The organism is Ruegeria sp. BHSA123 (assembly GCF_059613425.1).
On the sequence record NZ_JBXWSL010000074.1, the window covers coordinates 1 to 11,622 of the forward strand.

The window sequence follows — 11,622 nt, forward strand, 5'->3', positions numbered from 1 at the left end:
AAGATCTTTCCCGCACCGCAGCAAACGAGCAAAGCCTGACAAGAAAGGCACTCGCGCTCAGTTCGGTACGCCTCTCTCTGCGCCAGCAACACGTTGTTTTTCAACAATATCAGCCCGAAGCGGACCTTCACTATGAGCTTTACACCCTCTGAGATGCGGACTTTGCGGCCGAAGAAATTTCTTGCACCAAGGTGCTGAGCCCAAAAAGTTAACAAATCAGACCGTTCCTCTAAGCCGATGTTTTTCCTATGGTTGGTAAGTAGTACCAAGCCGGGAGGTCTTAATGAACAAGCTTATCTCAGTAACGGGTGCCGTCTGCTTTGCTTTCACTGGAGCTTGGGCCGACGAACATACCCCGCCCAACATTCTTGTCATCATGGCAGATGACGTAGGTTGGGCGAGCGTCGGCGTTTACCACGGAGGTGTCAAAAGCATCGAGACGCCGAACTTGGATCGTCTCTCGTCAGAGGGTGCTCGTCTCACAGATTATTATGCCGAGCCAAGTTGTACTGCCGGTCGATCAGCTTTCATGACCGGACAATTGCCAATACGGACTGGTATGCACACGGTTGGACTGCCGGGTGATCCGATAGGTTTAAACCCAGATGACCCAACGCTTCCGATGTTCCTGAAAAAGTTGGGGTATACGACGGGACAGTTTGGAAAAAACCACCTAGGCGACCTCAATGAGTTCCTACCGACTACAAAAGGTTTCGACGAGTATTGGGGTTGGCTCTACCACCTGAATGCTATGGAATATACGTCTGATCCGGATTGGCCAGACGACCCAGAATTCAACGCGCAATTTGCGCCTCGCAACATCATTCATTCATTTGCAACAGAGGAAGTAGACGAAACAGTCGACCCGCGATTTGGAAAAGTCGGGAAGCAGCGCATTATTGATGACGGGCCTGCGCCTCCTGAGCGCCAAAAGACTTTGGATGACGAAGTGACATCTTACACGAAGGACTTCATTTCTCGTGCAGTAGAGTCGGACACTCCGTTTTTTGTCTGGATGGCTCCAGCCCGTGCACACGTCTGGACCCACCTCAGCCCCGAATACGAAGCTATGTTGGGCAATGGGCGCGGACTTCAGGATGTTGTCATGAAGGAGTTGGACAACAACGTTGGTAACGTTCTCAGCCACCTTGAGGATCTGGGAGTTGCCGATAATACCATAGTGATGTTCACCGCCGACAATGGCCCAGAAACACTGACGTGGCCCGATGGCGGTACGACGCCGTTTCATGGGGAAAAGGGTACTACCTGGGAAGGTGGCTTCAGGGTTCCCGCGATTATTCGCTGGCCGGGCAAAATTCCTGAAGGACAGGTTTTGAACGGTATCTTCAGCGGAATGGATTGGATGCCAACACTTGTAGCCGCGGCGGGAGGCCCCACAGACTTAAGAGAAAAGCTCCTAGATGGTTATGAAGGGTACAAAGTACACTTGGATGGCTACAACCAACTATCTTACTTGACCGGTGAGGACGAAGAGAGCAATCGCCGCGAGCTGATTTACTATCAGGGTACGGACCTCCAAGCAGTACGCTACAACGATTGGAAAGCGCACTTTGTCGTTCAAAACCACGGCTGGTCAGGCCCGAAGGAAGAACTGGTCGCCCCCTTGCTTTTCAACCTCCGCCGCGATCCCTACGAAAAAGCTGCGGAGGAAAGCGGTATGTACGTCCGCTGGATGGGTGAGAAAATGTGGGCATTCGGCCCAGCCGCCCGGTTAGTGCAGGCACATCTCGCTACTTTCGAGGAGTTCCCTCCGCGCGGGAAGCCGGTCGCCAATCAAGACCATGTTGAAGAACAAACATCAACCGAAGGCGGCATCTCTCAGTAGAGGAAGCTAGGCAAGCAATACGCCTTTCCCACCGCAGCGTGGGCATCCGGCTCGGATCATCGGATGCCCAAAATAACCGACTAGGAATCTCGCAAAAAGCGAAACCTCTACGAGACGGAGTCCTCCATGAGTGCTAGATTGGTCCTTCTGCTTGCTGCCGTCGGCCTCATGCCAATCGCGTTATCATACGGTCTGATGCCAAGCAGTTCGATCCCAGTTTTGCTGGGATTTTCGGTGGAAGGAACGAACCAGACGCATGTCTTCCGTGCGATTATGGGACTTTACCTGGCAAACGCTTTGTTTTGGTTAGCGGCCGTGGTGAAACCAGATCTACAACGACCGGCGCTTTGGGTTCTTTTTTTGTTTATGTCGGGACTGGCCGTTGGACGCATACTAAGCATTCTTATCGATGGAGTTCCGAACGGGATACTTCTCTTTTACCTTGCGGCCGAGATAGCTTTTGCAGCTCTGGCGGCGGTTTCACTGAAAAAAGCACGATGAAACAGGAAGTGAAAAGATGCTGAGGTTTTTCTTTGTTCTCTCGATGATTGCAACTTCATCAATTTCGACATCGGCTCTTGCACAATCGTCATCTGCCCAGAGTGCGGTGGACGAAAACTTCTTAGTGCTTGAGACTGCCGTTGAAGAAGCGGGAGCTACGCCAATCGCATCGATAGATCACGCGCGACTGGCCAAAGTCGAAGGTGTAGAAATGCCAGCGTCTCGTGTGCTCCTTTTCTCTGATCCAGAGATAAACACGCCCATTCTGAAAGAGAACGTGCGAGCAGGTCTGGACCTTCCTTTTCGCGTTCTTTCCTTCGATCAGGATGGTCGTCCACAGATCGCCTACACAGACTCTCAATTTCTCAAAGTCCGGCATGGGCTCACGGACGCTTCTTCGTTGAGTGCGTTTCAGAGCAAGATGCTCGAAGTTCTAAACGACTTGGATGCAACACCAGCGCCGACCAACGGATTGTTTGCCGACTACGGGATCATCGAACTGCAAACTCTGCTCAGCGTACCAGAGGCAGTCGAACGTCTCAGGACAGCTGTCATGGGGCAGGACGATACTGTCTGGTTCGGTGAAATCGATTTTGCGACCGAAGCGTCCCAACTGGGGGTGGACCTGCCGGAGGCGGTACTTTTACTGTTCGGCGGACCAGCACCCGGTGGCGTGGCTATGGCGGGCTTTCCGGCAATTGGTTTGGATGCCTTTTGCCAAAAACTATTGGTTTACGCGAATGAAGAAGGCGGCTCCGTAGTCATTTTCAATGACATCGCTGCTTTGGCTGAGTTGCACTACGGTTCTTCAGCCGAACCTCATCACGGTTTGAACAAACGGCTTACCGCAACATTTCAAAACGCAATAGAGTAGCCGCTGATAGGAAACCGCAATAGAAACCCTATACCGATTGGCCATCTTTTCGTTGTCCACTTTGGGCTCGCAGTCGACCTTCGCTGGTTCCCGTGCCTATGTCTGGAGGCAGCCCTAGCCGGACATTCCAAACTGAACTTTGCAAATCCCGACAAGCGGACAATGCTGCCGTCGGATGCCGAACGAAAATGACCGCTCGCAGCCCAAACCAGACATTCATCAGCGAGCTTTGTTGATCCCGAGGAGCGGATTGGTCCGTTCATGCAACGATGCTACCAAAAGTGGAAACCGCGCATACAGCCAGTATCCGGGGATATGAAAACTTTCTATTCGGGCAATCCACCAGCAACCATCGCACCAAAATACCGGTCCTGGTCCTCAGTATGCATAAAGGGTGTGTTTCTGTGTGTAGAAACACGGAAGTCCGGCCGGATTTCGAGTAATTTCGTTGCTTCAACCTGTGCATCTTCCAGACGTCCCATTTCGGCAAGGGTTGCGACCAAGATTCGGCGCGGAGGAAGCGACTTTGGATAAGTTGAGATACCGGTTTTTGCCAGCAGAATTGCCTCTTCGTAATCTCTGATTAGAAAATGAGAAAGGGCCGCGTTAAAATTGTACCAGCCGGGATAACGCGGATTGACCTTTTTTGCCTTGTTGTTCCACTCAATCGCTTCGGCTGGCTCACCCATAAGCGACCTTAAAAAGCCCATACCATATAGGACCTCAGGATCATTGGGGTTCTCCCGTATTGCCCGCTGAAATGCCTGGTACGCGAGTTTATGATCGTAGTCTGCAAACAAATGTAGCTGGCCCAAGCGGTGTTGAACGCGATAGTCCGATTGATCCAGTTCTAACGCACGCTGTGCGTGCCTGCGGGCTTTGTTCAGCGCGGTTTCTGGATCGTCCGACCCACCAAAGCGCCAAAGGCTAAGATAGCGACCGCTCAGTTCAATATGTGCAGAAAGGTAGTCTGGATCGAGCTCTATTGCTCGTTCCAGAAGTTCAATAGCCTCTTGCCGACTCGCAGTATTCAGCAGCTTGCTTTTGGCGACAGCCCTTAGAAAAAGTTCATACGCTTCTAGATCATCGGTTGGCCGTTTCCTAAGCGAAGCGATTTCTTCTTCCTCAACTACTATTTTCAGGGTGGATGCGATTTCCCGAATAAGGTCGGCCTGAGCGGAAAACAATTCTTCGACGCCAACGTCATATTGTTCCGACCATAGAGCGTGCCCCGACTCTGTCTCTATCAGTGTTGAGTTAATCGAAATATTCTCGCCAACGCTCTGAACGCTACCTGACAAAACATATCGCACACCGAGCTCTCGGCCAATTTCTCGCGGTTTGACCAAGCTGTCCGCAAAGGTAATCGAAGTAGAACCAGAAATCACAAATAGCTGTGGAAACTTCGAAAGCTGCGTCGTGATTGCTGTTCCAAAACCTTCTGCCAGATAGCCGACCTCTTCAATTGTTGAGCGGTTCTCAAAGGGCAAAACGACGATGGACGGTTCGTCTGGGATGGCAAGCGCCAACTCCTCTTGTTCGGTCAGGGGTGCCACATCTCTGGATCGCCACCATACGACCGAAACCAGCACCAAACAGATGCATGCTGCACCGATTAGAGTTGGCACCCACTTGGACATGTGTGGTTTCGTATGCGCAACTGGCTCTGAAATAGCCAAAGCCTTGGCCTTGTCATCCAGAACGATTTCGAAGGCTCGGACTGGTCTCTCTATGTTTTTGACTTCGGTCTCACCCAGATCCTCGAAATTCAGATCCAGCTTGTCCTGTACCTGGTCCCTTACGCTGCGGTGAATGCAAATACCTCCGGGCTCAGCCAAGCCTTCAAGTCGAGCGGCGACATTGACGCCATCACCATAAATGTCTCCATCCTCGGCAATCACATCTCCGATATTGATGCCGATCCGAAACACAATTCGTTCGCTATCTGGAACGTCCGAATTTCGAGAGAGCATTTCGTTTTGAACAGAAACGGCAAATTTCATTGCCTGCACGGTGCTTTCGAACTCCAGTAGAGCACCATCACCTATCAATTTGATCGTCTTGCCACCATAACTCGCCGCAAAGGGGTCAATGAGTTCAGACCGATGCGACTTTAGTGCTGCCAGCGTCGCTGCCTCATCGCGTTCCATCAGTCGCGAGTAGCCCACGACGTCAATACTCAAGATAGTGGTAAGGCGGCGTTCCACTCCCGTTCTCCCCTAGACCCAAGATTATCCATCCTGATCTATTGAATCCATAGTTCTGCTATTCGCCCTATACCAAATCGCATATTTGAGGCGCCGGTCAGGCTTCGACAAAGTCAGATTTTTCATGACGGAGACCAAGCATGGTAACCAATAGACGCTGACACTGTGTGGGCGATGAGGTGGTGCGTGGCGGTGTGGAGTATTCGTCATGCAAGCTTTAAATCTACCCGTCATTCGAGTTGGCCGATCTGCGTGGAACAAAGGTCGGGTTATTGGCCAGAAGCGCCCGCTTTTGCCAAGGCATGTCTGGGCAATACGCGTTCGCTTAGAAATTTCAGAAGATCATAGGAACTTAGCACTCTTCAATTTAGCAATAGATAGTAAGCTCCGTGGTTGCGATCTTGTTCGCCTTAAAGTTGCAGACGTATTTGCCGCTGGACAAGTAAAGGAACGCGCGTCTGTCAACCAAAGCAAGACAAAGATACCCGTTCGTTTTGAAATTAGTAGTGGTACGCGAAACTCGCTTTTGAATTGGCTGAAACAACCTGCAATGAAAAGATCCGAGTACTTGTGGCCAGGGCGTTTTCAGCATCGGCTGCATATTTCTACGCGTCAGTACGCGAGGTTGGTTCAGTCATGGGTCGCTTCGATTGGGCTTGATCCCAGCCAATATGGGACCCATTCAATGCGACGCACAAAAGTGGCGCAGATTTATCGTAGAACAGGTAACTTGCGAGCCGTGCAGCTATTGCTTGGTCACACCAAGATGGACAGTACAGTGCGTTACCTAGGTGTAGACATCGAAGACGCACTCGCCATCGCGGAAGCCACCGAGGTGTGATCCATCAGGCCGCTTTCGAGCGGCCTTTTTTGCGCGAACCCCGAGAGTAGAACTATCAGCCCGAACCGGACATTCGCATTTAGACTTTGCACATTCGACGGTGCGGACAAAGTGACCAAGGCGGGATAGCGGCCACAGCCCGACTTCGCCAAGCCTTGCCTTAGTTTTCTTTTTGCCAAAAGCGGCCGCTCCATCATCAACTGTACTGCATGGATTTTGCGCCCTTTCGGGTCTAACGTTGCCTTGTGGAGGAACGGAAATTGGACCGCAAGCTGACCGCCATACTTTCCGCCGATGTTGTTGGCTTTTCCAAACTGATGGAAGAAGACGAGGAAGGCACGCTGGGACGCTTGAAGTCACATCGACTGGAAACATTCGATCCGACGGTCAGCGAACATAACGGCCGTATTATCAAGTTGATGGGTGATGGTGCGCTGGTGGAGTTTGCCAGTGTCGTGGATGCTGTGAATTGTGCAATAGATGTCCAGTCTGCGCTGGCGCAGTGCGGTGGCCCAATCCGCCTGCGCATCGGGATCAATCTCGGTGATGTTATTATTGATGGGGACGACATCTATGGCGACGGTGTCAATATCGCTGCGCGGCTGGAAGCGTTGGCAGAACCCGGCGGCGTTTGCGTGTCCGACATTGTCCAACAAGCCGTGCGCATTAAAACCGGGCCGATCTTCAGAGATCTTGGTGAGCAAAATCTGAAGAACATTGCCCAATCGGTGAGAGCCTGGCATTGGTCCGCATCAAGTGAACAAGACTCCATCGAACCCATCGCCGACGGCAGCACGCAACCGGCATCCGAAAAACCATCGATTGCTGTTTTGCCTTTTGACAATATGAGCGGCGATCCCGAGCAGGAGTATTTTGCGGATGGGGTCAGCGAGGACATAATCACCGCGCTATCACGCATTCGATGGTTGTTTGTAATTGCCCGCAACTCAACGTTTGTTCACAAGGGCAAGGCGGTGGATGTGCGTCGGTTGGCGCAAGAGCTTGGCGTTCGTTACGTGCTTGAAGGCAGCGTCCGAAAAGCCGGAAACCGGGTTCGCATCACCACACAGCTGATTGATGCCGAAAGTTCCAATCACCTTTGGGCCAACCGTTATGATCGGGAGCTCAATGACATTTTTGCACTGCAAGACGAGATTACCGAGACAATCGTTGGCAGTATCGATTCAGAACTACGCGGCGCCGAGCAAGACCGGGCGAAGCATAAGCCAACTTCAAATCTCAACGCTTGGGATCTGTATCAACGGGGAAATTGGCATCTGAATCGCTTTACCAAGCAGGACAATGAAACGGCTCACCAGTTGTTTGAGACCGCTGCGCGGGCCGATCCGGATTTTGCCTTGGCGTACGCTGGCCAAGCTCTTGTGGGCGTCTCAGACGTCATAATGCGAATTGCCGACGAATCTTCCGATACAGTGGCGAACGCAATTCGATTAGCGAAACAAGCAAAGGCGTTGGATGACCGCGAAGCGCTGACCCATTACGCCCTCGGCCGGGCGTATTGTCTTGCCGGAGATACGGATTCCGGGATCGCCAGCCTGGAAAAGGCCATCACGCTCAATCCAAACTTTGCCCTTGCGCATCACGGCATGGCTTTCGCCCTGAAAGCTGGGGGGCGTGCGGAGGACTCGCTGGCTCATGTGGCGATGGCTATAAAATTAAGTCCCAACGATCCCCTATTGTGGACGTTCTATGTCAACAACGCATCGGCATACTATCAATTGAAAAACTACGAGCTTTCAGAACAATGGGCAGGCAAGGCTGCCAGAGAAAACGAGCGTGAATACTGGCCAAAATTGTTCCGTGCAGCGGCGCTGGCCCAACTGGACAAGATAGATGAAGCCCGCACAGCCGTTTCCAAAGCTCTTGCTCTAAAGCCCGAATTCTCGTTGTCATTCGTCGCCCAAAGCCTGCCTGGATACAATCAAGACTACTTTGAACATTTGGTAGAGGGGTTGCGAAAAGCCGGAGTGCCGCAGTGACCGTTTGGGGCAATCTACATTTTCTGCGATGAGCATGACTGATCGCTCGCAGCCCCAAGCGGACCTTCAAAATACAAAGAACGATTGAAGTCCTAACAAGAGAGAGCATCACTTTGCTTGATCAAAGAGACTGATAACGCGAAAAATCTGCACAGGGCTTCCGATGCCCTTCAGTTCCCGTTCCCCCAGTTCTTCGGTCTCCACATGTTGTTCTATGTCTAGAAGCGCCCGTTGGCTCAAAAGGATCTGCCCGTCGCTGGCAAAGTCGCAAAGCCTGGATGCGGTGTTCACAACTCCACCGATTGCGGTGTAGTCGGCGCGACCATGAAACCCGATAAGCCCAAGCGTCGCGTAACCACTACTGATCCCAATACCCAAACCCATCGCGTGCCCGAGTTTCTGCCAGTGTGCACGTATTCCCTCGAAGGCTTCGCTTATTTCTTTAGCCAGCCGCACGGCTTGCAGAACGGGCTGATCGCAGGGAACCGGATCATTGAAGAACACCATCAATCCGTCTCCGGCTCGGTATCCGATTGTTCCCTTGTGTTGTGCAACTAAATGGCCAACCTCATCGTGGAAATGCTGGAGAAGCGTAATGACATCTTCTGGCTCAATCGCCTCGGAAATCGCCGTGAAATTGCGGATGTCGCAGAATAGGCAAGCGATGTATTGACGATGAGTTTTAAGAAGCCCGTCAGAGTTTTCCTCTACGACAAGCTCCGCAACCTGAGGAGCAAGGAATTGTTTTAGTCGCCCCAGCCTGTCAATCTCGCCTTCCTGGCGCTTTACTTTCTCGGTCAGTTTTTCGTTCAATGCCTCTATTTCATGTGTCTGGTTGCGAACCGTGTGGTTCAAAGCATCAAGTATTAGGTTCTGGTTTAGCAAAGCCGCGATCACCAAAAGCACATAGGCGAGCGCTTCGACGCGTTCGTCATAACCGAAGTACAGAGTGACAATCAGGATGAGGGCAGCAATCCCACCGAGGACGAGTGGAAGCTCCTTGGCATGCCGTTTCCGATCTCTCCATAAGAAACTAACCGCCAACAATGCGAAAACCCACATGAGCACCGCTTGCACATGTGGGTTTATGGAAAGCGCTTCGTAGCCGACCAAATAGGTCAGCAAAATCCCGGAATAGCAAGTGGCCAAAGAAGCCAGAGCAGCCAAGACAGCTCCGATCCCGATTGGCATCGAAATTCTGAACTCCTCCGTTGCCACGCCGATACCGTCGGTCACAGCATGCGGCGAAGGTTCCGCGGCAGAGTCATTTCTGTGTTCAGGATCAGACATGGTTCTCGTTTGCGCTTGGCTGCTGGTAGAGTACGTTTGAATTGAGGTTGCGTCAAAATCACATACCTGCGTGGGGCAGTTGAGAGTTTCACCAAATCAACAACGACAAGCGAAACAACCTCATGCTTCACAGAACAAACTTGCAATCACCCGTCTCGGCGTAGTCACCTAGGATACGGGGATGGAGGAAGCTGATGACGCGATGGAAGTTTGTGGTTTGTGTTTGGTGTGCGCTGACTCTTGTTGCTTGCGCTCCAAAAAATCGCACTTATGAAAAGACGGTATCGGCCTCACTTCCGGCAAACTCGCGCACAGCTCTTAGTCAGGCAGCCAACCGGCTTGGCGATCCCAAAGACGGTCGGTCGGGGGTCAAGCTGATCAGTGACGGCGAAGAAGCGCTTGTTTCACGTTTGCTGTTAGCGGCTGCGGCTGAGCAAACGATAGACGCGCAATACTACCTGCTGCACAACGACCCAACGGGCCACCTTTTTGCAGCCAGTCTTTTGCAGGCGGCAGATCGGGGTGTTCGCATCCGATTGCTACTGGATGACATGGATACGTCCAGTTATGACGCGATGACGGCCGCGTTGGACAATCACAAAAATATTGAGATCAGGTTGTTCAATCCTTTTTGGCGAGATCAAAGCCTGTTGATCGCGGGGCTGACGGACTTCAAACGCATCAATCGCAGAATGCACAACAAGTCAATGACAGCAGACAACGTGTTCACGATTGTGGGTGGGAGAAACATCGGCGCCGAGTATTTTCTCGCACGGGAAGAAATGAACTATGCTGACCTGGATGTTCTGGCCGCAGGCCCGGTTGTTCGCGAGGTGTCGCGAAGCTTTGACTCTTACTGGAACAGCGAATTCGCCGTACCAGCTCGGGTGGTTGTTGGAGAACCTCAGGAATTTGACCTTGGTGATGCGCGAGTCAGGTTGAACGAACTGGTCGATGAAGCGAAGCAAACGCAGTATGGCGCGGCTCTCAGAAAGTCAGCACAAGAGAACTTCGCAGATGGTGCCCTGTCACTGGATTGGCTGCCTGCGAAGCTTTATGCTGATCCGCCGTCAAAAGCCGCCGGTATCGAGAACTCAGGTCCCGTTCTGGCATCTCAATTGCTTCCGTACTTTGAGAATGCCAGCAGTGAGGTGAACATCGTCTCTGCCTATTTTGTGCCGCGCAACAACGGTGTGAAATGGTTGACCGAATTGGAAAGCCGCGGCGTCGACGTAAAGGTTGTAACCAATTCACTTGCATCTAATGACGTCGCACCCGTCTACGCGCACTACGCCAAGAAACGCCGTGCACTTCTACGCGGTGGAGTAGAACTATATGAGCTGCGACCGGACGCCGATAAGATCCAACGCCGCGGTATCAATTGGGCGCAATCGAGGTCAGGTCTACATTCCAAGGCGTTTGCAGTTGATGACCGATACTTGTTCGTAGGGTCGTTCAACTGGGACCCGCGATCTGTCAACATCAACACCGAGATGGGAATTCTGATTGACTCGCCAGCATTGGCTACACAGACCATGGGTGCCTTGGACGACGCGCTACCTGCATACACATATAACGTGACGCTCGAGAAAGCTGGTCAGCTTAAATGGACGACAAGAGGCGATGACGGCACCGTAATTGAGTACCAATCCGAGCCGACGGGATCGGCCTGGGATCACATAGTTGCTGGATTTCTGAGTATTTTACCAATTGGTTCGCAGCTTTAGGTTTTTTGGCAGATAGCCGACACGACCAGAGAACTACGGCCTGTAAAACGGCAGCCTTGGGTAGAAAACGCCTGTTGATCGTTTCCAGCCTGTCATTTGGATTGTCCGATAGCAAGAATTTGCAAAGTCTGCTTTCTGTGCATAGCCGCCGTCGATTGATCGCGCAGCATCGGTCACTATGGGCTCTTCTGAGACATCTGAGCGGTTCAGTCAGATGTCCGCAAAGTCGAAGGTTTTTCGATGCGGGCCGCGGCGCATCGTTGGCGTTCGTGTGTAACCCGGCCCGCGTTGAATAACCTGACAAGGAGGAAGCCGCGGGAGGCTGGGCGGCGTCTA

The 11,622-nt window shown here is 52.1% G+C and carries 8 protein-coding genes; 6 read left to right on the forward strand and 2 right to left on the reverse strand.

The window, feature by feature from the left end:
• Positions 1-283: 283 nt before the first annotated feature.
• From AC2FNC_RS18295 to AC2FNC_RS18305, 3 genes are all read left to right on the forward strand, one after another.
• Positions 284-1,846: an arylsulfatase gene (locus AC2FNC_RS18295; RefSeq protein WP_170443616.1), complete on the forward strand. Its 1,563-nt coding sequence runs from the start codon at positions 284-286 to the stop codon at positions 1,844-1,846.
• Between the two features lie 126 nt (positions 1,847-1,972).
• Positions 1,973-2,347 (forward strand): DUF4345 domain-containing protein, encoded by a 375-nt coding sequence (locus AC2FNC_RS18300; protein ID WP_170382456.1) that lies wholly within the window; start codon positions 1,973-1,975, stop codon positions 2,345-2,347.
• 16 nt (positions 2,348-2,363) lie between these two features.
• On the forward strand, positions 2,364-3,221 hold the full coding sequence (locus AC2FNC_RS18305; protein WP_496716182.1) for a DUF302 domain-containing protein: 858 nt from the start codon (positions 2,364-2,366) through the stop codon (positions 3,219-3,221).
• A gap of 326 nt (positions 3,222-3,547) precedes the next feature.
• Here AC2FNC_RS18305 and AC2FNC_RS18310 read toward each other — a convergent pair whose 3' ends face one another.
• Positions 3,548-5,428 carry a tetratricopeptide repeat protein gene (locus AC2FNC_RS18310; protein ID WP_496716183.1) on the reverse strand — a complete coding sequence of 627 codons (1,881 nt, stop codon included), beginning with the start codon at positions 5,426-5,428 and terminating at the stop codon, positions 3,548-3,550.
• A 208-nt stretch (positions 5,429-5,636) separates the two neighbouring features.
• Here AC2FNC_RS18310 and AC2FNC_RS18315 point away from each other — a divergent pair, with 208 nt between their 5' ends.
• Together AC2FNC_RS18315 and AC2FNC_RS18320 are read left to right on the forward strand one after the other, a co-directional pair.
• A complete protein-coding gene (locus tag AC2FNC_RS18315; RefSeq protein ID WP_170465021.1) occupies positions 5,637-6,269 on the forward strand; it encodes a tyrosine-type recombinase/integrase in 633 nt (210 codons plus the stop codon).
• A gap of 260 nt (positions 6,270-6,529) precedes the next feature.
• Positions 6,530-8,269: an adenylate/guanylate cyclase domain-containing protein gene (locus tag AC2FNC_RS18320; protein WP_496716184.1), complete on the forward strand. Its 1,740-nt coding sequence runs from the start codon at positions 6,530-6,532 to the stop codon at positions 8,267-8,269.
• Between the two features lie 108 nt (positions 8,270-8,377).
• Here AC2FNC_RS18320 and AC2FNC_RS18325 read toward each other — a convergent pair whose 3' ends face one another.
• Complete coding sequence (locus AC2FNC_RS18325) at positions 8,378-9,559, reverse strand: adenylate/guanylate cyclase domain-containing protein (protein ID WP_496716186.1); 1,182 nt, start codon at positions 9,557-9,559, stop codon at positions 8,378-8,380.
• Between the two features lie 194 nt (positions 9,560-9,753).
• On the opposite strand from AC2FNC_RS18325, the gene AC2FNC_RS18330 reads away from it, so the two are divergent.
• Positions 9,754-11,286, forward strand: coding sequence for a phospholipase D family protein (locus AC2FNC_RS18330; protein ID WP_496716187.1), 1,533 nt, complete (start codon positions 9,754-9,756; stop codon positions 11,284-11,286).
• Positions 11,287-11,622: the final 336 nt, after the last annotated feature.

Coding starts and splice junctions, on each gene's coding strand:
- AC2FNC_RS18295 (WP_170443616.1), top strand. CDS start 284: ATGAACAAGCTTATCTCAGTAACGGGTGCCGTCTGCTTTGCTTTCACT.
- AC2FNC_RS18300 (WP_170382456.1), top strand. CDS start 1,973: ATGAGTGCTAGATTGGTCCTTCTGCTTGCTGCCGTCGGCCTCATGCCA.
- AC2FNC_RS18305 (WP_496716182.1), top strand. CDS start 2,364: ATGCTGAGGTTTTTCTTTGTTCTCTCGATGATTGCAACTTCATCAATT.
- AC2FNC_RS18315 (WP_170465021.1), top strand. CDS start 5,637: ATGCAAGCTTTAAATCTACCCGTCATTCGAGTTGGCCGATCTGCGTGG.
- AC2FNC_RS18325 (WP_496716186.1), bottom strand. CDS start 9,559: ATGTCTGATCCTGAACACAGAAATGACTCTGCCGCGGAACCTTCGCCG.
- AC2FNC_RS18330 (WP_496716187.1), top strand. CDS start 9,754: ATGACGCGATGGAAGTTTGTGGTTTGTGTTTGGTGTGCGCTGACTCTT.